Origin of the sequence: Helicobacter pylori oki112, assembly GCF_000600085.1 — a bacterium.
Lineage (GTDB): Bacteria > Campylobacterota > Campylobacteria > Campylobacterales > Helicobacteraceae > Helicobacter > Helicobacter pylori_CY.
In genome coordinates this window covers 83,288-105,318 of record NZ_CP006821.1, presented here as the reverse complement: position 1 = coordinate 105,318, position 22,031 = coordinate 83,288, and the positions used below count along the sequence as shown (strand labels likewise).

The 22,031-nt window shown below is 37.9% G+C and carries 17 protein-coding genes and 5 pseudogenes; 8 read left to right on the top strand and 14 right to left on the bottom strand.

What is annotated here, in order from left to right; all coding sequences use genetic code 11:
* From putP to HPOKI112_RS00475, 8 genes and pseudogenes are all read left to right on the top strand, one after another.
* Positions 1-1,491: a sodium/proline symporter PutP gene (putP, locus tag HPOKI112_RS00505; RefSeq protein ID WP_025276587.1), complete on the top strand. Its 1,491-nt coding sequence runs from the start codon at positions 1-3 to the stop codon at positions 1,489-1,491.
* A gap of 197 nt (positions 1,492-1,688) precedes the next feature.
* Positions 1,689-1,778 (top strand): annotated as a pseudogene (locus HPOKI112_RS08645) (DNA cytosine methyltransferase); the annotation flags it as partial.
* Positions 1,779-1,913: 135 nt separating this feature from the next.
* A pseudogene (locus HPOKI112_RS00500) lies at positions 1,914-2,692 on the top strand (restriction endonuclease).
* Between the two features lie 9 nt (positions 2,693-2,701).
* Positions 2,702-3,733, top strand: a complete 1,032-nt coding sequence (locus HPOKI112_RS00495; protein ID WP_015427298.1) for a site-specific DNA-methyltransferase — start codon at positions 2,702-2,704, stop codon at positions 3,731-3,733.
* 358 nt (positions 3,734-4,091) lie between these two features.
* A pseudogene (locus tag HPOKI112_RS00490) lies at positions 4,092-5,305 on the top strand (HNH endonuclease).
* Positions 5,302-6,369 (top strand): DNA cytosine methyltransferase, encoded by a 1,068-nt coding sequence (locus tag HPOKI112_RS00485; protein ID WP_025309554.1) that lies wholly within the window; start codon positions 5,302-5,304, stop codon positions 6,367-6,369. The pseudogene HPOKI112_RS00490 and the gene HPOKI112_RS00485 overlap by 4 nt, the downstream one beginning before the upstream one ends.
* Entirely contained in the window at positions 6,366-7,064 is a 699-nt protein-coding gene (locus tag HPOKI112_RS00480) for a DNA-methyltransferase (RefSeq protein WP_025309553.1), read from the top strand. Before HPOKI112_RS00485 ends, HPOKI112_RS00480 begins: the two co-directional genes overlap by 4 nt.
* Positions 7,065-7,115: 51 nt before the next feature.
* Positions 7,116-7,580: pseudogene (locus HPOKI112_RS00475) on the top strand (agmatine deiminase family protein); the annotation flags it as partial.
* Here the strand turns inward: HPOKI112_RS00475 and HPOKI112_RS08395 are convergent.
* From HPOKI112_RS08395 to crdR, 14 genes and pseudogenes are all read right to left on the bottom strand, one after another.
* Positions 7,561-7,803, bottom strand: a pseudogene (locus tag HPOKI112_RS08395) (site-specific DNA-methyltransferase); the annotation flags it as partial. The pseudogenes HPOKI112_RS00475 and HPOKI112_RS08395 sit on opposite strands and share 20 nt — an antisense overlap.
* A gap of 119 nt (positions 7,804-7,922) precedes the next feature.
* A complete protein-coding gene (locus HPOKI112_RS08300; protein WP_158412803.1) occupies positions 7,923-9,050 on the bottom strand; it encodes a type ISP restriction/modification enzyme in 1,128 nt (375 codons plus the stop codon).
* The gene (locus tag HPOKI112_RS00465; protein WP_025309551.1) at positions 9,007-11,418 is read right to left on the bottom strand and encodes an N-6 DNA methylase; all 2,412 of its coding nucleotides are present in this window, start codon (positions 11,416-11,418) and stop codon (positions 9,007-9,009) included. The genes HPOKI112_RS08300 and HPOKI112_RS00465 overlap by 44 nt, the downstream gene beginning before the upstream one ends.
* 24 nt (positions 11,419-11,442) lie before the next feature.
* Positions 11,443-12,264: a carboxylating nicotinate-nucleotide diphosphorylase gene (gene nadC / locus HPOKI112_RS00460; RefSeq protein ID WP_025309550.1), complete on the bottom strand. Its 822-nt coding sequence runs from the start codon at positions 12,262-12,264 to the stop codon at positions 11,443-11,445.
* Positions 12,264-13,274 (bottom strand): quinolinate synthase NadA, encoded by a 1,011-nt coding sequence (gene nadA, locus HPOKI112_RS00455; RefSeq protein WP_025309549.1) that lies wholly within the window; start codon positions 13,272-13,274, stop codon positions 12,264-12,266. Before nadA ends, nadC begins: the two co-directional genes overlap by 1 nt.
* Positions 13,264-14,067: a phosphatidylserine decarboxylase gene (locus HPOKI112_RS00450; protein ID WP_025309548.1), complete on the bottom strand. Its 804-nt coding sequence runs from the start codon at positions 14,065-14,067 to the stop codon at positions 13,264-13,266. The genes nadA and HPOKI112_RS00450 overlap by 11 nt, the downstream gene beginning before the upstream one ends.
* Entirely contained in the window at positions 14,061-14,567 is a 507-nt protein-coding gene (locus HPOKI112_RS00445; RefSeq protein ID WP_025276579.1) for a DUF6115 domain-containing protein, read from the bottom strand. Before HPOKI112_RS00445 ends, HPOKI112_RS00450 begins: the two co-directional genes overlap by 7 nt.
* A 12-nt stretch (positions 14,568-14,579) precedes the next feature.
* The gene (locus tag HPOKI112_RS00440; protein ID WP_025276578.1) at positions 14,580-15,074 is read right to left on the bottom strand and encodes a hypothetical protein; all 495 of its coding nucleotides are present in this window, start codon (positions 15,072-15,074) and stop codon (positions 14,580-14,582) included.
* Positions 15,067-15,909: a menaquinone biosynthesis prenyltransferase MqnP gene (gene mqnP / locus HPOKI112_RS00435; protein WP_235169399.1), complete on the bottom strand. Its 843-nt coding sequence runs from the start codon at positions 15,907-15,909 to the stop codon at positions 15,067-15,069. Before mqnP ends, HPOKI112_RS00440 begins: the two co-directional genes overlap by 8 nt.
* A gap of 70 nt (positions 15,910-15,979) precedes the next feature.
* Positions 15,980-17,293, bottom strand: a complete 1,314-nt coding sequence (locus tag HPOKI112_RS00430) for a ComEC/Rec2 family competence protein (RefSeq protein WP_025309547.1) — start codon at positions 17,291-17,293, stop codon at positions 15,980-15,982.
* The gene (locus HPOKI112_RS00425) at positions 17,290-18,756 is read right to left on the bottom strand and encodes a replicative DNA helicase (protein WP_025309546.1); all 1,467 of its coding nucleotides are present in this window, start codon (positions 18,754-18,756) and stop codon (positions 17,290-17,292) included. The genes HPOKI112_RS00430 and HPOKI112_RS00425 overlap by 4 nt, the downstream gene beginning before the upstream one ends.
* Before the next feature lie 10 nt (positions 18,757-18,766).
* Entirely contained in the window at positions 18,767-20,167 is a 1,401-nt protein-coding gene (locus HPOKI112_RS00420; RefSeq protein ID WP_025309545.1) for a bifunctional ADP-dependent NAD(P)H-hydrate dehydratase/NAD(P)H-hydrate epimerase, read from the bottom strand.
* A gap of 2 nt (positions 20,168-20,169) precedes the next feature.
* Positions 20,170-21,372 (bottom strand): copper-sensing histidine kinase CrdS, encoded by a 1,203-nt coding sequence (crdS, locus tag HPOKI112_RS00415; RefSeq protein WP_080276247.1) that lies wholly within the window; start codon positions 21,370-21,372, stop codon positions 20,170-20,172.
* A complete protein-coding gene (gene crdR, locus HPOKI112_RS00410; RefSeq protein ID WP_025275480.1) occupies positions 21,338-21,979 on the bottom strand; it encodes a copper response regulator transcription factor CrdR in 642 nt (213 codons plus the stop codon). The genes crdS and crdR overlap by 35 nt, the downstream gene beginning before the upstream one ends.
* Positions 21,980-22,031 lie beyond the last annotated feature (52 nt).

Below are 22,031 nucleotides of genomic sequence, written 5' to 3'. Positions count from 1 at the left end.
ATGGGACATGTTGTTTTAAGCACCCCTATTGTTACGATGTTTGTCGTTTATTCGCTGTTAATGCTCTATATTGGTTTTTATTTTTACAAACAAAATAAAACGACTGAAGATTATTTCTTAGGCGATCGTTCTATGGGCCCTATCATTAGCGCTTTGAGCGCTGGGGCGAGTGACATGAGCGGGTGGCTTTTAATGGGATTACCGGGAGCTTTATATGTGGGGGGGCTTATCAATTCACACATCGCCATAGGCTTGAGTTTGGGTGCATTGATTAACTGGGTTTTTGTGGCCAAACGCTTACGCATTTATACGAGCGTGATCGCTAATTCCATCACCATTTCAGATTATTTTGAAACGCGCTTTAGCGATGATAAACACATCTTGCGCTTGATTTCAGCTTTTGTGATTTTGATCTTTTTTATTTTTTACATTTCTTCAGGGCTGGTGAGTGGGGCTAAGCTCTTTGAAGCGACCTTTGGCATTCAATACACCTACGCTTTAAGCATTGGCACGCTGATTATTGTCTCTTACACCTTTTTAGGGGGGTATAAGGCGGTGTGTTGGACGGATTTGATTCAAGGGCTTTTGATGATGAGTGCTTTAATCGTGGTGCCAATCGTTATGATAATCCATCTTGGAGGGATTGGAGAGGGGATTAAAATCATTAGAGAAATCAAGCCTGAAAACCTTTCTTTCTTGCAAGGCTCTAGCGTAGTCGCCATTATTTCAAGCCTTGCTTGGGGGTTAGGCTATTTTGGGCAACCCCATATTTTAGTGCGTTTCATGTCTATCCGCTCCATTAGAGATGTGCCTAAAGCGACCACTATTGGGATTTCTTGGATGGTTATTTCTTTGATTGGGGCATGCGTTATGGGGCTTTTAGGCGTTGCGTATGTGCATAAATTTGATTTGAGTTTAGAAGACCCTGAAAAGATTTTCATTGTGATGAGTCAATTGCTCTTTAACCCTTGGATCACAGGCATTTTATTGAGCGCGATTTTAGCGGCGGTGATGAGCACGGCCAGTTCGCAACTGCTTGTAAGCTCTTCTACCATTGCTGAAGATTTCTATGCGACGATTTTCAACAAAAACGCCCCGCAAAAATTAGTGATGGTTATTTCTAGGCTTTCGGTTTTAGGGGTGGCTTGCATCGCTTTTTTCATTTCAACGGATAGAAACGCCAGCATTCTCAGCATCGTGAGTTACGCATGGGCTGGTTTTGGCGCGAGCTTTGGCTCTGTGATTTTATTTTCACTTTTTTGGTCAAGAATGACACGCATTGGCGCGATTGCTGGCATGCTCTCTGGGGCTAGCACGGTGATTTTATACGATAAATTTGGCAAAAGCTTTTTGGATATTTATGAAATCGTTCCGGGTTTTATTGTAGCAAGCGTAGCTATTGTGGTGTTTAGTTTGTTTTCTAGCGTGCGAGCAGGCACTAAAGAGGCTTTTGAAACCATGCTTAAAGAAATTGAAAGCTTGAAACGTTAATGCTTCAAATGAGTTTAATTTAATCCTTAATCCCCCTATGCTCTTTAATCAAACCTTAACCTATATTTCTTTATTTTCTGGGGCTAGAGCAAAATTTGAGTGGCGATACTCTATGATGAGATAATCAATTCTAAAACCTTTAAACAAAAACTAATGAGCGTTATTTTATAATCCTTTTAAAAAATGAAAGGTTATTGTTGCTTGTTTCTCACTTCTTAAACGCTATTGACCCTTTTAACTTAGGGGTGTTGTTGAGCCGTTTCCAAATTAAAAATGGTTGTATTTATTTGATAAAATAATGAACTTTAACAACTTATTTTTCAATCAAAAACACCTCTTATCCTAAAATTGTTTTTAGAAATTTAAGCAATATTTTTGTTACAATCTATGCAGTGAAACTATTTTTCAAAAAGGTTGAATTGGTGAATTATTGGACAAAGCTAAGCATAGAATACGCTAATCAACGCTCCTATTTGGATGACTTGTTTCAAGTATATCCTACAATTCCAGAAGGTTTGAGAGAAATTGATTCAAAGATTTGGTCTAATGTTGAATATCATTTTAAACGAAAAGACAATTTAGCCTTAATAACTGAATTGCTTAATTTAGATTTATTCCCTATTAAAGATAGTTATATGGCTTATTTAAAACGGGATAAAAGTGCCTTAGAACGCAATCCAAGAACAATCAATCGTATTTGTGGGAGATTGTATGAAATGGGGCTTAATAAAATTTTTGAAAAATGCAGTGAGCCAAAAGAAACAAACCGCTAAATCGGTCCTATGTTTAAAGATTGGCTCAATAATAAATCTTTAGGTGTTGAGCCTGTAAATTTAAATGATTTTATAGCGAATGAAAACGATGCCATTTTAAGAGCAAGCGATACATGGCAGAATTTGCCAAATCTCATTTAAATTATCACCATCATAAAGGGCTAGACTTTGTGGCAAGATTTAACAAAAAATACATTATTGGCGAAGCTAAATTTTTAACTGATTTTGGAGGACACCAAAACGCTCAATTTAACGACGCTATTAGCACAATTGAAACGCCCAACATCAAAGCAATTAAAGTGGCTATTTTAGATGGCGTATTATATATTGAAAGCAATAATAAAATGCGTAAATTGCTAGATACTACTTATAGAAACTATAATATTATGAGCGCGTTAGTGTTACGAGAATTTTTATATCAGATTTAAATGAGAGAAATGCAAAACTTATTAATACAAGCAGAAAATGCAATCGCTCTACTTTTTTTATTGAATGATAAAAACCTAAAAGGAAAAATAGATTTGGTATATATTGACCCTCCATTTGCTACAAACAATCATTTTACTATCACAAATGGTAGAGCAACCACAATTAGCAATTCTAAGAATGGCGATATTGCTTATAGCGACAAAGTAGTGGGTATGGATTTTATAGAATTTTTAAAGCAACGCCTAGTATTGCTTAAAGAATTGCTTTCAGAACAAGGCTCTATCTATGTGCATACAGATTGTAAGATAGGGCATTATGTTAAGGTGATGTTAGATGAAATATTTGGCATACAAAATTTTAGAAATGAAATCACACGCATAAAGTGCAATCCTAAAAATTTTAAAAGGATGGGCTATGGCAACATAAAAGATATGATTTTATTTTACTCTAAAGGAAAAAATCCCATTTTTAACGAACCTAAGATTCCTTATACGCCACAAGATTTAGAAAAACGATTCCCTAAAATTGACAAAGATAAAAGGCGTTACACTACCGTTCCAATACATGCTCCAGGAGAAGTAGAAAGTGGCGAATGTTCTAAAGCATTTAAAGGTATGCTACCTCCAAAAGGGCGGCATTGGCGCACTGATGTTGCCACACTTGAGCGTTGGGACAAAGAAGGCTTGATTGAGTACTCTAACAATAATAACCCTAGAAAAAAAATTTATGCCTCAGAACAAGTTGGCAAAAGAGTCCAAGACATCTGGGAATTTAAAGACCCACAATATCCAAGCTACCCTACAGAAAAAAACGCTCAATTATTAGACTTAATCATTAAAACCTCTTCTAATAAAGATAGCATTGTTTTAGATTGTTTTTGTGGTTCTGGAACAACTTTAAAATCTGCGTTTTTATTGCAACGAAAATTTATAGGCATTGATAATTCCGATTTAGCTATCCAAGCTTGCAAAAACAAGCTTGAAACAATAACAAAAGACTTGTTTGTTTCTCAAAATTTTTATGATTTCCTTGTTTTTTAAAATTGTATCAGGTCAAGATAACTCCAATAAAACTTGATACAAGTTTTCTTTATACCTAAATTTGTGTTCTTTTAAATGGAGTCAAAAAACTCACATGTTAATTGATATGATTGTATTCTTTTGCAAACCTATTTTTAAATGCTAAAGCCCTACGATGTGTTTAAAAATTTAAATGACACTCCTAAGAAATCCAATTATGCGCTTATTCAATATCGTAAGTCTTTTAACTTAAAACTCTTTGATGAGAGCTTAGATTGAGATTCTTTTAAATCATGCTCTGTTAGCAGTATGATAAAACCTTTAAACAAAAACTAATGAGCGCCATTTTATAATCCTTTTAAAAAATGAAAGGTTATTGTTGCTTGTTTCTTGCTTTTTAAACGCTATTGACCCCTTTAATTTGGGGGTGTTGTTGAGCCGTTTCCAAATTAAAAATGGTTGTATTTATGGGGTGTGTTCTTATAGGGCTTCAAAATTTATCCCTGGCTATGAAAAAAGCAAAGTGCAGGTTTTAGACGCTCTCAACACTTTAAGCGTGCATCCAATTTGGCAATCCAATCAAGAAAGCGTTACAAAAATCAAAGGAACTTTTGTTTTCATTTTAGAAAACGACTTGCATTTAGACGAAAACTCTTTTTACAAGAAACTTTTAAACTCGCTCATAGACAACGATTTTTTTAACCGCTCCCATTCAATGACCCCCAATCAAAGACTCTTTTTGAGCGACTTTTTTGAAAGCAGGGGCAGCATTGATACGCAACGAAATTTTTTAACTTTAGATTACTTCTTTCATAGCCCTTTAGAGTTTAATAAGCTCCATTATTTAATCGATCATTTCAATATCCCTAGCGAAGCGCTGAATTTCAACTTTAGGGAATTACAGCCTGAACACGCGCAAGGCATTAACCAACGAAACGCTCAATTCAGGATTTATTTAAATTGGTATTTACACCATATCGGTCTGTTTAACCCTTATAAAGCGCGAATCGCTCATCATGTTTTTAAGTTGGTGATGGCATTTATTATAAATTAAGCTATCTACCAAAAACAGAATATCGTGGTAATAGCTTTATAAGACGCGCTCATTTTTATTTGAAAAATGTTTATCAATAGGATTTAGATAAGAAAAGCATTGAAAGATTAAGGGAGCAGTTAGGATGGATTCAAAAGAGTGAGGAGTTTAAACGAGATAGCAAAATCATCAATTTTTATCGCATTTCAACGCCTAATGTTTGCAGCGCATGTTGCGGTGATTATGACATTAAAGAAAGGAGTTTTATTTCTTTACCTTTGTATAAAATCACTCAAAATCCTGATTCCTACTACACTGAAATCCACCATGTAATTTCTTTAGGCAAAAACAAAGAATTAGATGTTTTAGCAAATCTTGCTAAACTTTGCCCTACTTGTCATAGGGCTTTAAAAAAAGGATCTAGCGAAGAGGAGTTTCAAAAACGCTTGATTAGAAACATTCTCAATCACAATAAAGACAACTTAGAGTTTGCACAATTGCGTTTTGAAACCGATGATCTTTCAACGCTTATTGATCGTATTTGTGAAAGCTTGAAATGAATTATAAAATTTTAGATTTATTTTGTGGGGCTGGGGGGTTTAGCGCTGGGTTGGAGTGTTTAGAAGAGTTTGACGCTTTAATAGGGCTAGATTGCGATAAACAAGCCCTAATCACTTTTGAAAACAACCATAAAAACGCTATGGGTATTTGTGGGGACATCACTCAAGCTGAAATTAAAGAAAAAGTCATCAAACTAGCCCAAACATTAGAAATCAACATGATCATTGGCGGGCCTCCCTGTCAAGGCTTTTCTAATAAAGGGAAAAATTTAGGGCTAAAAGACCCTAGGAATTTTTTATTCTTAGAATATATAGAAATAGTAAAAGCCTTAAAGCCAGAAATTTTTATCATTGAAAACGTGAAAAACCTCATCTCTTGCGCTAAAGGCTATTTTTTGGAAGAAATCAAAGAGAGGTTGAACGCTTTAGGGTATCAATTAAGCTATCAAATCCTAAACGCTAAAGATTATGGCGTGCCTCAAAACAGAGAGAGGGCTTTTATTGTGGGGGCTAGTCGTTTTAGTTTTGATTTCAATCTTTTAGAGCCTTCTCAAAGCGTGAACGTTCAAGATGCGATAAGCGATTTAGCCTATCTTTGTTCTAATGAGGGGGCGTTTGAGAGCGATTATTTAAACCCTATCCAATCAAGCTATCAAGCCTTGATGCGAAAAAATAGCCCCAAATTATACAACCATCAAGCCACCAACCACTCGCAAGCCGCTTTAGAGAAATTAAAGCTCATTAACAAAGAGCAAGGCAAAGAATGCTTGCCTAAAAACTTGCATGGCAAACAGCAATTCAAAAGCACATGGGGGCGTTTGAACTGGAATAAAGTAAGCCCCACCATAGACACACGATTTGACACTCCCAGTAATGGCACCAACTCCCACCCTGAGTTGCACCGCTCTATCACGCCCAGAGAAGCCACTAGGATACAAAGTTTTAGCGATAATTATATCTTTTATGGCAATAAAACGAGTGTTTGTAAGCAAATCGGTAACGCTGTGCCTCCTCTTCTAGCCCTAGCTTTAGGCAAAGCGATCTTAAAAAGCTTAAGAAAATGATACAAATTTATCACGCTGACGCTTTTGAAATCATCAAAGACTTTTACCGGCAAAATTTAAAAGTGGATGCGATCATCACGGACCCTCCTTATAACATTTCGGTTAAAAATAATTTTTCCACCCTAAAAAGCGCTAAAAGGCAAGGCATAGATTTTGGGGAATGGGATAAAAACTTCAAGCTTTTAGAATGGATTAAGCGCTACGCCCCCTTAGTCAATCCAAACGGCTGCATGGTGATTTTTTGCTCTTACAGGTTTATAAGCTATATCGCTGATTTTTTAGAAGAAAACGGCTTTGTAGTCAAAGACTTTATCCAATGGGTTAAAAATAATCCCATGCCAAGAAACATTCACCGACGCTATGTCCAAGACACGGAATTTGCCCTGTGGGCGGTTAAAAAGAAAGCTAAATGGGTGTTTAACAAACCCAAAAATGAAAAATATTTACGACCCTTGATTTTAAAAAGCCCTGTGGTGAGCGGAATTGAAAAGACCAAACACCCCACGCAAAAAAGCCTAGCCTTAATGGAAAAAATCATTTCCATCCACACAAACCCTAATGACATCGTTCTAGATCTTTTCATGGGGAGCGGCACTACCGGCTTAGCGTGCAAAAATTTAGAACGGAATTTTATCGGTATAGAGTTAGAAAAAGAATATTTTCAAACCGCACAAAAGCGTTTGAATCTGTTTTAAAAACGCGATTTGAATGAGATTGTGTTATAGTTATTTAAAAGGATATTTTGAATGAAAAGAATGTTAGCGGAGTTTGAAAAAATCCAAGCGATTTTAATGGCGTTCCCCCATGAGTTTGGCGATTGGGCGTATTGCATCAAAGAAGCCAGAGAGAGCTTTTTAAACATCATTCAAACCATAGCCAAACACGCTAAAGTGCTAGTGTGCGTCCATAATAACGATACTATCGGCTATGAAATGCTTAAAAACTTACCGGGCGTAGAGATCGCAAAGGTCGATACTAACGACACATGGGCTAGGGATTTTGGAGCGATCAGTATTGAAAATCAGGGCGTTTTAGAGTGCTTGGATTTTGGTTTTAATGGCTGGGGGTTAAAATACCCGTCCAATTTAGACAATCAGGTGAATTTCAAACTCAAAAGTTTAGGGTTTTTAAAACACCCTTTAAAAACGATGCCCTATATTTTAGAAGGTGGGAGCGTAGAAAGCGATGGGGCTGGGAGCGTTTTAACCAACCCAAACAAAAGGCATCGTATTCCTTAAAAGAGCCAAATTTATCCCAATGATCCTCAACGCCTTGAAATTTTGTGCCTTCAAAACGCTTCAATTCCCCCTCTGTTTGCATAAAATATGGGGGGTCAGCAAAGATAAAATCAACGCTTCTGTTAGGGAAGTCTTTCAACTTTTCTAAACAATCCCCCTTTATGATAGTGTTTAAGTTTTCTTTTAAAAAATCCATTATTAACTAACCTTTTATATCTGCTACTCTAATTATTTTAACACAAGCGTTTTAAGGCTATCTTAATGTTTGATCTCTAGATTTGTTCTCATCAAATGATAGAAGTTACCCATCTCCACCTATTTTAAACGATACAACAAAAACGCATAACTCCCCGATCCATTCACATGCAAATCGCAAAGCATGTTCGTTACAAAAACATTAGAAATGGGGCTTACTTTAGAGCCTCTATCGCAAATTAAAGCGAGATTAGACAAGGCAGAATAAAGGGAAGGCTGAACCTCCGCCTCTGCGGTAGATGTTGTTATCGCTTGCTTCTTTGCTGATGAATGCACCATCAAAGTCAAGGTCTCCGATGGCTTTGGCTTGGCGCGATAAGATAAGGGCGATATTGGTATTAAATGGGGGGGGGGTGGATTTTGCAAGATTTCTTGCATTAACGCTTGGCTGTCATTCCCTTTTAAATGAGGCAAATCGCTCGTCAAAAATCCAAGCGTCTTTTGGATTTCAATCGTGCGCGCGATGACTTTAATGATGTTGCTTACATGATCAAAGTCGCAAGACTCGTCTTTATGGCTTTTTAAATACTTATCTAAAACGCAATACCCCCCTATCCTGTAATCATAAATTTCTTGACTTACCCCCACAAAATAAGCGCTATGGTTGATATAAAGCCGTTGTTCGTTATGAGAGGGTTTTTTGATGATAGGGTTACGCTCTTCTTTATAGACGGATTCGCCTATGGTAGCGTCTTTTAATTTTTCAAAGCTGTAATTCAGGCTTTCTTGGTTTAAAACATGCAAGCCGATTAACTCAATCCCCAAAAGGCTTAAAATCCTAAACAAATCTTTATCTTCTGTGAAAAGGATTTTAGGGTAATCGGCTTTGAGGAAGTCTTCATAACGCTTGCGGTAGTTTGGGGAATACAATAACGCATAAATATAGCCTAAAACCTCTAGCGGCTCAAAAGAGTGGTTATAATGCTTGTCTATAAAGCTTCTAAACTCTGGCGTAAAATTTTCGGTGTAGTTGGGATCTCTAAACTGATAAAGGGGGTAATTAACCCCAGCTCCATTGCCCCCAGAGCTTAACCCTTGATCGTTAATGCACGAGCTTATAAAGCATTGCGTCCAACTTTTATCGTTGTTTTTTAGCTGTCGTGGGGTGTTTAGCGCGACATTTTTGCGCGTTTGATTGGGTGTTTTAGGGTTTGTTGGGGGGGGGGGGTAACATGTGCTTAAATGTATTTTCCCTTGCTCTTTCTAGTTTTTTGGTGTCGTAATAAACTTTGCGTATATCAAAAGGACGATAGTGAATGTCCTTGATATATTGTTCATTAAATTCATTACAATATTTTAAGACTTGTTCTTTTAAACTTTCAGTGTTATTGGCAATAAAAATTCTATCTTTTCCTGTAACAATCCCCACACTTGAGATTTGAAACATCTTCTGAACGCTAAACCCTTGTTCATATTCATCTAACAAGCGCGTTTTTAAAGGCAGTAGCAAGTAAAAAGGCTCTCTTGGGGCAAGCTCAAGCCACTCAATGCTCTTCAAATCATTTTGGGCTAAAAAGGCGTATTTTTCAGCCCTTTCGCCATAAACATCATAATAATGGATTTTTTGCTTGGTTGTTTGCGCCTTTTTGACAAAGAGGTTGATGGACACGCCTTGTTTGATATTGAAAACATTTTCATCTTTTGCGCCTTGTGGGGTTTTCTCCTTTTTCCTCGCATTTCCATGCAAGTTTAAGATATAAAGCTCATCGTAGCATTCTAAAAGAGAGCGCCTTAACCCCCTAAAAGTAGGGTTGTCCAAAAAGGCGTTGTTAGAGATAAAGCCAAAAAGGCCATGCCCTAATGATTCGATCTTGTTTTGAGCGAAACGCATGAATTTCACATAATCGTCTAAGATCCATTTAGGGTTTTTCTCATCTTGTAGTTTGTATTTGGAATGGATTTGTTTAAGATTCTTTAGGGCGTCTTTGTCGGTGTTTTTGACGCTTTTATCGCCTTGCTTTTGGGTTTGAATGTTCTTTAAAAGCGTTTGGATTTTAGCGGTGAGTTTAACCTTTTTTTCAATTTCTATGGTTTGGAATTCAGGCTCTATGCCGTAAGTGGCTTTCACTTCCCATTCAAACAAGCCCTCATTACTGCTCGCCCCGCTATAAGGGGGATTACCGGTGATGATAAGGATATTTTCATCTTTTTTAATTTCTTGAGCGTTTAAAAGTTCTGTTTCAAAAATCGGATTTAGCCCACGATAAGTGGCGATCTCACTAGGCTGTATGAGGGTGTTGGTTAAAATGATTTTAAGCGCATCGTTTTCTTTGAGAGGTTTTTTAAACTCCTCCTTAAAAGCTTGGCTGAGATTCAAATGAGCGATCGCATAAGGAGCGATCAAGTATTCAAACCCATAAAATTGCTTCAAGAGGTTTTGGTATTTATCCTCTTTAGTGGAGGTGCCTCCATCGCTTGTTTTTCTCACTTCTAGCGCTTTCCTGAACGCCTCTAATAAAAAGGTGCCGGTGCCGGTAGCAAAATCTAAAAGCTTGATGTTTTCGTTATCCAAAGCGCTTTTTAAGCCTAAGGGAGCGTCTTTGAAACGCGTTTTAAGCAGGCTATCCAAAGCGTTAATGATGAATTTCACCACAGAATCTGGAGTGTAATACACGCCCTTTTTCTCTCGCAATTTAGGGTCATAAGCGCTTAAAAAGGTTTCATAAAAGTGCAAATAAGGGTCTTTATCGTCATTCAAATCTTTAAGGATAGAGTCCATATCAACATGATTTATCGAGCTTAAAATTTCATTTAAAAGCCATTGGATTTCTTTGATTGCATCAAGCTTCTTTAAAAAATCCGCCATTTCTCTGATCACAGCGAAATTTTTAGGGATGGAACTCCTCACATTATCCAAATTAATTTTTTCAAAAGGGTGGTTGAGCTTGGCTAGAAAAAGGCTGTAGGTGAGCGTTTGAGCGAGCGCATCGCTAAAGTCTTCAAAGCTCAATTCTTCATAAAGATATTCTTTAAAATTCTTAAAAATGCTAGAAACTTGCGCTTTTTCTTGGTATTTGATTAAAGCGTCTTTTAAATACTTGGTGTGCAGGCTTAAATGCGTTGCGAAATCTTTAGCGTTAGTGATAGGGGCTGCTTCGTGGTTGAAAAAGCTTTTAAACAATTCAATTAAATCGCGCTCGGTTTGTGGCTTGGGTTTTAGAGGTTTAGAGAGTTCATCAAGGCTAGCGATAGAGATTTCTTTTTTAATTAAAGGGGCGTTATTTTCATCTTTCCCTACCCACATGAAATTAAGGTAATCAGTGAGCATGAGGTTAGGGTTTAATTCTAAATATTTACGGATTTGATCGCTTTTTAAGAGCTGGCTAAGATTGGCCCCTGCTCTTTTATTTTCTATATAGCCGATGCTAAGCCCTTGAAAAGAAACGCGAAAATCAGGCCGGATTCCTTGCTCTCTTTTAGGCTCATGTTCAATCTTAAATTCTTTATTGAAATGGTCTTTTAACCGATTAAGCAATTTTTCTAGAGAGGAGCGGTGTGCGAATTCATTCTTTTCAGGCGTAAGATCTTTAATGCTTTCTAAATATTCTTTTAGCATGCTAATAACCCCTTTTTAAAGCCTTTAAGCCATTTTCATGTGCATGTCAATAAAAGTGGCTTGATGGATTAAAGCCCCTACGCTAATGGCATCCACACCGCTTTTGGCGTAAGCGTTGATGCTCTCTAGTGAAATATTCCCGCTCGCTTCCAATAAGACAAAGGGATAATGCATATCTCTATAAGCGGCAATTTCTTTAGTTTCTAAAACGCTCAAATTATCGCACATCACAATATCCGCTCCCGCATTCATGGCGTTTTTGGCTTCTTCAAAGCTTTCGCATTCAATTTCAATTTTAGCCGTGAAAGGCAAGTTTTTTCTGGCATGCGTTAAAAAGCTTTTGAGATCTTTGACATGCTTTAAATGCGTGTCTTTAAGCATTAAAGCGTCATCTAGCCCTAAGCGGTGGTTGCTCGCTCCCCCATTAAGCACGGAATATTTTTCAAAAATCCTTAAAAGGGGTCTGGTTTTTCGTGTATCCAACAAACGCACTTCATGGGAGTTTAGGGCTTTCACAAAACGACTCGTTAAAGTAGCGATCCCGCTGCTGTGTTGCAAAAGGTTTAAAAGGGTGCGCTCAACCTTTAAAAGCATGCTAAAATCCCCCCTAATCTCCATTAAAGTGTCTTTAGGCTTGAAGCGTTCTTTATCACTAATGGTTTTAACGCATTCAATGCCAGTCATTTCCAGCAACGCTAAAGCGTATTTTTCGCCTGAAAACACGCCCTCTTGTTTAGCCCTAACAAAGGCTGTGGCTTTAAAATCTTTTTCTAACACCCTTTCAAACAAATCCCCATGCCCTAAATCTTCTTTTAAAGCGCGTTCTAAAAAGGTTTTAATCTCCATTAGGATAACTCCATCATTTTAGTTAAAGCGAGTTTGGCCAAACGCGCCACCTCATCTTTTAATTCAATCGCATTAAAAGCCCTGTGGTTTTTATAAGCCCTTAAGACTTCAAACAAATCTTTTAAAGTCGTTTCATTCATGGTAGGGCAAAGGGCGAGCGTGCTAGAAAGAATGAAAGTGTTTTGGTGGTGGCGCTTGGCTTTCAAGCGGTTGACTAAATTGCTTTCAGTGCCTATGGCGACTTTTTGATGGGGGCTTAACTTTTCTACAAATTCTATGATTTGACTCGTTGATCCGCTAAAATCAGCATTTTGGACCACGCTAGGCTCGCACTCTGGATGGACAGCGATTAAAATATCCGGGTATTTTTGGCGGTAAAATTCAATGTCTTCTAATTTGAAAAGCTGATGCACCGAACAAAAGCCGTTATAACAAACCACATCAGCGTTTTTAATTTCTTCTTGGCTATTTGCACCTAAAATCGTGCTTTTTAAGCCATTTTCTAGGGCTAGATTTTCCCCCAAGCATTTATCCGGTAGGAAAAAGATTTTTTTATTTTGTTTTAAAGCGTGATTAAAGATTTTAGAAGCGTTCCTACTCGTGCAAACCACGCCACCATCTTTAGCGACTTTGGCTTTCACTTCAGCGTTAGAATTGATATAAGTGATAGGGTAAAATTCTTTAACGCCGTATTCTTTTAATAAATGAACGCTTTTATCGTAGTAATGGCTATCAATCATTCTCGCCATAGAACAGCATGAGAGTTTGGGCATGATCACTTGTTTGTTAAAGGCTAGGGCTTTGACGCTCTCCCCCATAAAATGCACCCCGCAAAACACGATGATGTTTTTATCGCTTTGGCTTGCGATTTTGGCTAATTCCAGGCTATCGCCTGTATAATGGGCTAACTCTACAATCTCATCTTTTTGATAAAAATGAGCCACTAAAAGCGCGTCTAAATCGCGCAACAATTCCAAAATAGAAGTTTTTAAATCGTTATCAGTTGGCATGAAATTCCCCTATACTTTCCCCAAACTTCACGCTTTTTTCTTTCAAATCTTTAAAAGCGGTGTTTTGAATGAATAAAACGATCGTAGAGCCCATTTCAAAATTCCCTAAATTATCCCCTTTTTTAACCTTAATCGGAGGGTTGTAAGAGTAGGTTTGCGTCAAATGGGCTTTAGCGTTAGTTTGGATATTCTTATCAAAATTAAAACGCATTTTACCCACATTTAGTGCTCCCACCGCCACAAAATACAACCTGTTGCCTTGAATGTCTTTTGCAACAAGCACGACTCTTTCATTGCCTATAAACAGATTTTTGTTTTTGTGTAATGAGGGCTTATTGACCGGCAGTAATTTCCCCGCAAAGCAACGAGCCTCTAAAATTTCTAAATCGCAAGGGGCGTGGTAGTGGTGGTAATCTTTGGGCGAAAGGTAAAAATTCACATAGAAAAAAGAAGGGCTTAAGGGGTTAATTTCGCCCACTAATTCATGCACTTTATAGGGCATGCCTTTAATTTGTAAAGCACTATCGTTGTCTAAAAAAGCGCATTCAGTGATCAAAGCATCGCAAGGCGCAATGCAAATATTAGGGGCTTTGTCAAAGGGGCGTTCTTTTTTTAAAGAGCGCGTGAAAAGAGCGTTCAAACTCTTATAATTTTCTAAAGGCTCAAACTCGCTCAAATCAATTTTAAAGATCTTAACATAAAGGGCGTTGATGCCTTTTTGGATAAAAGAAGGGAATTTATAACCAGCCACAGATCCAAAAACCCTTGAAAGAGCGTTGCTTAAAGCTACCATTTTAACCCTGCCATGTTCAATATAAATTCCACCTCGCCCTTACTCACTTTAAATTCTTTAGAAATAGAATCCACGCTATAGCCTTCTTGATACATTTTCAAAACCTGTTTTTCGTTGATTTCATCGCTAGCGGCATAATGTCCCATGTCTTTGAATTTGTTTTCTAAAATAATGATTTTTTCTTCTAAATAATCGTGCTCTTTATCCATGGATTTTTGGATTTCTTGCAACTGGTTATAAAGGTGTGAAAGGGTCGTTCTCAATGAGCTATCCTCTTTAGCGCTTTTTTCTAAAGAAATGCCTTCCAAACGCCCCTCTAATTCTTTCAAACGCTTAGAATGGATATAATTTTCTTGATAGGATTCATCTAAGGTTTTTTCTAAACGCCTCATTTTATGGTAAAACTCTTTTTCTTTAAGATACAAATACCCCACCAAGCACACCAACACCAATAAAATCGCCCCCAAAACGACCATAAACAAATCATTAGAAGATAACATGATTGCTCCCGTTCATAATTTCAAGCCTTTTCTTTCGCTATCAACAATGAAAGAATCATAACGCTTGATATCTAAGGCGTGCATGCGAGTGATTTCTAAAAAATTTTTATCCCTAGCCACGCCAAAAAAGGCTAGGATTTTCCCCTCTAACACACAACGCCCGTAGTAAGTTTGAGGCGCTATCAGGCTTTGTTTTTTGATACAAATTAACCCATGCCCTAAAGCGGTGATGCGATCCTTTTGCTCTAGTTCAAGTAATTTTTCTTTTAAAAGCAGGCTTTCTAATTTTTCTAATTTAAAATATAGCGCTTTGAGCAATTCCAGAGTGTCATTTTCAACATTCAAGCGTGAAAAATCAAAGCCAGAATTTAACCAATCAAATTCTTCTAACACCGCTAAAGAGCGTTTACTTTTAGAGATAAACCTTTCATAAGAGAACGATAAATCGCACTGGACTAAGCGCGTTTCAAACCCTAAAGCTTGGGATCTTAAAACCAACTCATGCATGCTTAAACCCCACATCAAGGACAATAAAAATAAAAAACACCACCCCCAAATAGCCATTACTCACAAAAAAGGCTTTAGGAATGTTTTTATAATCTCTAGCCACTAAGATCTGCTCATAGAGTAAAATCAAGGCTGAAACCCCTAATCCTAAATACGCAAAAAGCCCCCCATGATAATATTTCACAAAACAAAGCCAGCATATTAGCGCTACAAGGTGTGAGAGCCTTGAAAGGTTCAAGCACCACTTTTCCCCTAATTGGCTAGGAACAGAAAACAATCCCCTTTCTTTATCAAATTCCATATCCTGTAAAGAATAGAGCAAATCAAACCCAGCCACCCATAGCATCACCCCTAAAGCTAAAAAGACATTCCATAAAGGAATATCCCCTAAAACCGCCACGCTTCCCGCAATGGGGGCCAAACCCAAAGCCAAACCCACGATAAAATGCGCCAAAGAAGAAAAGCGCTTGAAATACGAATACCCTCCTAAAATGATTAAAAAAGGTAACGAAAGCTTGAAAGCTAAAGGGTTAATGAAATAGCTCACCCCCACGAATAAAAGAGCGTTTGAAGCGCTAAAAATGACCATGCCTTTAGCACTGATCCTGCCATCCACGCTCGGGCGGTTTTTCGTCCTTGGGTTATCCTTATCAATATCTCTATCCACCAAGCGGTTAAACCCCATAGCGAAGTTTCTTGCCCCTAATAAGGCTAAAAAACAAAGGATTAAGGTTTCTAACCCAAAAAAGAGCGTTTGATTTTTTTGATAGGAGCTTATGACCATAGCCATGAGTAAAAACATGCTAGAAAATATCGTATGCTCCAAAGCGACCAATTCGCTTAAAGCTTTGATTTTATGCGTGATTTTTTTAAGCAATGATTTGATCCCTAATAAAATGACTTTTCTAACCTACAATTAAGCTAGGCATTATAATATATTGATAGCAACAATACAAGAAAAAGCCCGCGCTTAAAACATTCATGCTTAAATAAACTTTAAAAAAACGCGCGCTTAAAATCGTTAAAAATAAATGCACCCCTAAAAGCCATAAAGGCGAAGAGATTGAAATCGTAGGGATTGTTAAAGGCATGTTTAAAAGGTGATCCAACAAAGACCCCAAACCCACAGCATGCAAGAACAAACTCAAAGGGAAAAACACGATAAAAATCAAGCCTAAAGGAATGCTAAAGAGCTGGTAGGGCGAAAACATAGGGAAAAAGGCATGCGCAATGATGAGCATGTTCAAAAAAATTAGCGCGCTTAAGCTTATGACCTGAAACGATCGCATCAAAAAAGAAGAGGTTTTAAAAAAATTTTCCGTGTGTTTTAAAAATAAAAAGATATACCACACCCCACAAACAGAAAGCAAAAACCCCACGCTAAAAAGCAATTTAGGGAGTAACGCTATAGCGATACAGCACGCTAAAATCAAAAGTTTAAAACTCAAAAGCCTTACCCCAAAAAAGCATGCCAAAAACCCTAACAAGCCCATTAAAAACGCCCTGAAAAAAGAGGGTAAAAAATCTAGTAGCAATAAATACCCTAGCAAAAAAACCCACACCAAAACCCCTATATCATAAAAAGCGTTCCTATAAGGGAAATAGCGTTTTTGTAAGGGGGTATAAAAAAGAGAGAAAAGAAAATATACGCTCGCACTCAAAATCCCTAAATGGAATCCGCTAATGGCTAGTAAGTGGTTGATCCCTAGTGCATTAGCCCTGTCTCTTAAATCCTTATTCAAGCTATCCCCTATAAAAAGCGCTCGATACAAATTACCCACTAAAGCGTTGGAATGAGCGCTGTCAATGAAATGGCGCAAATGCGATTTGAAATCTTGTTTTCGTGTTAAAGAAAAAGAATAGGTTTGAAAAAAGCATGATTTTAGAGACTCTAAGAACGAACAAAATTTGAACTTGCCAAAAAATTGCGCATGGCGGTATTGGAGGTTTTTTAAAGGCTCTTTAATGGTGGAATAAAAGATCATGCCCTTTGATTGGAGCTTTAAAACAAAATAGGTTTTTTGATCTTTAGTTTTAGGGTATTGCAACAAGATTTGAGCGTTCAGGCTTGTCGGTTTTGAAAAATCAAGCTTTTGGTAATTCAAGTATTCTAAATAAAGATTAATTGCCAACAAAAGGCTTAAAAACACCCCACACACCAGGTATTCTTTGGGGGTTGAAAGAAGTTCAAACGCCCCCTGAAAAGTTTTGTCTTTCAAGTTGTAACTATATCATAATCCACTTTAGTTTCTTGTCCCTCTTCTAAATGGGAATCTATGGGCATGTCTTCATAGCGCGTGAAAGGAGCGTTAAAGCGCGTATAAACCGTTCCTGTAGCCCCATTCCTGTTTTTAGCCACGATGATTTCAGCCTCTTCAATACTGCCATTTTGCTTGTGGATACGCCTTTCTTCATCAACTTTTAGGCACAACTCTTGCGCCTCTTCAATTTTGCCTTCTTTTTTGAGTTTGTCTATTTTGTTGTCTTCAGCCCTCATTTGATAGATATAGCCTCTATATAAAAATAAAACAATATCAGCGTCTTGTTCAATCCCCCCGCTGTCTTTAATATCCGAAAGAATGGGCCGTTTATCGTCTCGATTTTCTAGGCTGCGGTTGAGTTGGACTAACGCTATGATAGGGATTTCTAACTCTCTGGCTAAAGTTTTAAGCTCCCTTGAAATTTCAGCGATTTGCTCATGGCGCTCTTTAGTGGCTTTGCTCCCTGACATGAGCTGCAAATAGTCAATAAAAGCGATACCCAATTCCTTGTGTTGGGATTTAAGCTTTCGCAGTTGCAAGCGGATTTGCTCTATCCTCACATAGCTTTTATCGTAGAAAAAGAGTTTTTTGCAAGAAAGGTGATCGTAGCATTTGGCTAAATTTTCCCATTGATCATCATCAAGCCTCCCGCTTTCTAAATCATGCATGTTAATAGAAGTGAGATCCGATAACGCCCTTAAAGCGAGTTGCTCTGCAGACATTTCCAAACTAAAAACCGCTACCCCCCTATCGTCATTGAGCGCGCTTAAGACCATGTTCATCATCAAACTGGTTTTACCCATAGACGGCCTTGCCCCTATAATGACTAAACTCCCCTTATTAAAACCGCTCGTATAATTATCCAACTGGACAAAGCCAGTCGGTATGCCAGTAACTTCCAAACTCCCCTTTCTTTGGTTTTCTGTAATAAGATCCATTGCGCTTTCAAGCACTTCTTTAATGCTCCTAAAGCCCTCTATCGTGCTGCCATTCAATAACGCATAGACTTCTCGCTCCACAGCGCCTAAAATATCGCTGGATTTTTGCGCGTTTTCTAAGGCTTGCTCTCTAATGGTGTTAGCCAAGCCAAAAAGTTTTCGTTTAATGGAAGCGTTTTTAATCTCTTCAACATAGGCTTCAATATTATCTATAGGGCTTGCTGCAAAAATAGCGACCAGATCTTCTTCTTTGATTTGCTTGTCTTTAGGCATTTTTTGACGGATAAAATTCTCATCAATGGGGCAATTTTCTTCATGCAGTTTTAAAGCGATTTCAAAAAACAAGCCGTTAGGCGGGTAGTAAAAATCGCTAGGCTCTAAAACGCTATGAACCTCTTCAATCTTATGATTGGCAAACACAATGCCTGAAAGCACAATCCTTTCAATGTTTTGCAATTGCTGCAAATGCGTTAAATGATCCATTTTTATCCTTTTATAATCGTTTGATCTTTTCTATCAAATCTAAGGGCGTTAAAGCGTAATTATTCTTAAATTCTAAACTCGCTAGCGCGTGCGCTAAACTTGCATTAATTGCGGCGTCTAAAGGCGTGTAATTTTGAGAAAGCAAGCTTAAAATAAGCCCCGCTAACACATCGCCACTGCCTGCTTTGGCTAAAGCCACGCTCCCTAAAATGTTGATAAAAACTTGCCCTTGATGAGCGATTAGGGTATTAGCCCCTTTTAAAAGCAAAACCACTTTGGGGTATTTTTGAGAAAAATCCCTTGCGATTTCTAGTTTATTGTCTAATAATTCTAGCATGCTTATATTGATCCCTACTAATTTTAATAACGATAAAAACTCTTTAGGGTGAGGGGTTAAAACGACTTCTTTTTCTAAGGCTTGCAAGACCTCTTTATGATAAAAAACGCCCGCATCTAAAACGCATGGGGCCAATTCAAGCCACTTGTTAAAATCCTTTGGGAAACCCTCTAACCCCATGCCAAGAGCGAACGCGCTCAATGGGCTAGGGAAATTTTCACAAAAAACCAATTCTAAAGGCTTGTTACTGGAAGTTATCTCGCATTCTAACGCTTGAACGCTCACCACTCCAGATCCAAAACTTAACGCGCTTAAAGCGCTCAATAATCCAGCCCCACTATGCTTGCCTAAAAGAATGTGTGCTTGCCCGTAATTGCCTTTATGAGCGTTTTTTTTATCCCTTAAGGGCAGTTTCAAATCGCTTTTTTCCAGTAAAAAAGTGTCTGTTGGGATCTCATAAGTTTGATTAAAAACCCCTAAATGCCCCACTTTCAATTCCCCTATATGGTCTTTAGCCCTATCGCTTAATAAGCATGACTTAATAGCACCCATGCTGATAGTCAAATCCGCTTTAAACGCTTTCTTATCCACCCTGCCTTTAGAATCTATCCCGCTAGGAATGTCGCAAGCGATTTTAAAGCGTGCTTTTTGAGAAAGGCTTTCAAAGTCTAAAAACGGCTCTAATTCGCCCTTAAAAGCGCTCCCTACCACGCAATCTATTAAAACATCGCATTCTAAATTTTGATTAAGGGCGTTTTCTTCGTATGCTTTGATGACTACCCCTACTTTTTTAGCCCTTTCTTGTTGCAATTGGCACATGGGGCTTTTAGCTGGTTTCATTTCAAAGACTAGCGTTTTAAAACGCCCCACTAAACGCCTAGCTAGAGCATAGCCATCGCCCCCATTATCCCCGCTCCCACAAAGGATAATGACTTTAGCGCCTAAAGAAGCGTTTTGTAAAACCGCTCTTTCTAAAGCCATAGCAGCGTTTTCCATTAAAATGTCTTCGCTTAAAAACAATTCTTCAATCGCCCTTTTGTCTAGGGCATTCACTTTTTCATACACTGAAAGCATCTTCATCCTTGAAATTGGACGCAAAACGAATTTTCATAAAACGATCCTTTTGAAGAGGGTTCGCTATGAATTTCTAGACGCATTTTATACTTTTCACACACTTTTTTCACTAAATCTAACCCTATACCATAACCCAACACGCTAGAATTGAAACGCGCATAACGAACGCTTAATTCTGCGATCTTGTCTTTAGGGATTTCATACCCTAAATTTTTCACTTTCAAAAACGCATGCGTTAGCTCTATGTGGATATACCCATGCATGACGCTGTATTTGATCGCGTTCATGAGCAAATTGCTATAAAGCGAAATGAAATCCTGCTCTTTAGCCTTAAATTCCACTCCCACTAAATCGCTTTTAAATTCCAGCTTGTGGTAGTCTATCATCTCGCTAAAAAGCGTGTTTTCTTTGGTAATTAGGGCTTTTAAGTCTAAAAGCATAAGGGATTCGCGCTCAATATCTTGCATCACTAAATACGAGAGCGAGCGGTATAAAAAACTCATGCGCTGGATAGCGATTTTAATGCGGCGGTGTTGTTGGTTGTCTTCTAAGGTTTTTAAAGACAAGACTAAGGCGCTCATGGGGGTGTTTAATTCATGCGTGGTGTTTTTTAAAAAATGATCAATACGGGTGATTTCATTCCTAATGGGCTTTAAAAACAAACGCCCTAAAAACACAGAAACCCCTATCACGCATAAAAACGCTACGACAAACACTAAAACAATGTTACGATACAAAGAAAAAAAATGAAGGGGTTTAGAATTTTTAAAAAGCATTTTAGCCACGCCTAAGTGAGCGAAAGTTTCATCGCTAAACAGGTAATACTCTCCCTTGAAACTAAAAAAGCCCGCTTCTTTATGAGTTTTAATCAAATCCGCGCTTTCAGGGATATTAGAATACAAAACACGCTTTTTACTATCAAAAAGGGCTATGGAAGCGTCTTTATAGCGTGAAATCAGAGCGTTTAAAGCGTTTTGATAATCCCCATGCGTTTGCATGTGCAAAGCAATTACTTCGTTAGCGATCTTGGAAGCCATTTTGTCCATGTCCATGCGTATCATTTTGATTTTTTCGTTTTTTTCATAGTTAAACGCTAAAACGCTAATCACTAGCATCAACACAAACGAAGAGCCTAAATAAGTCCCTAAAAAGAGTTTGAGGGATTTTTTTTCATAGTGGGTTAAAGCGATAGCCCACCCCCTTATGCGTTTCTATGCAATTTTTACCTAAAAGCTTGCGCAACACTTTAATATAAGTGCGCAAGGTGGAATCATCAATAGCTTGCTCCCATAAATTATTTTCTAACGCTTGAGAGCTAATGATTTGCCCTTTATGCTCTAAAAAATATTCTAAAAGTTGGGCGGTTTTGGGCGACAAGATCTCTTTTTTGCCCCTGATACTCAAGCAATTTTGGTGGTAAAAAATGTTAGGCATGATTTCTATGGGTTCATCATTGAAAAACCTTTTAATGCGTGCTTCTAATTCGTCCAAATCAAAAGGCTTTTTCAAATAATCGCTCGCTCCTAAATTAAAAGCGTTTTTTAAGGTAGCGTTATCCTGTAAGGCGGTGATAAAAATCACAGGCGTAGAGATTAAAAAATCGTTTTTGATGCGCTTGAACAATTCCAAGCTATTCATTTCAGGCACTTGCACGTCTAAAAGCAAGAGGTTGAAGCGCTCAACAGAGAGCCTTTCATAAGCTTCTTTCCCGTTAAAAGCGCAAAACACTTCATAGCCCAAATGCTCCAAAAACTCCTTAACGCTCTCGCTTAAAAGGTAATCGTCTTCTAGTAAAAAAATCTTTTTTTGCATGGGGGTATTGTAGCGCTTAATGAGCGGGCTTTGTTATAACACTTCTTATGTT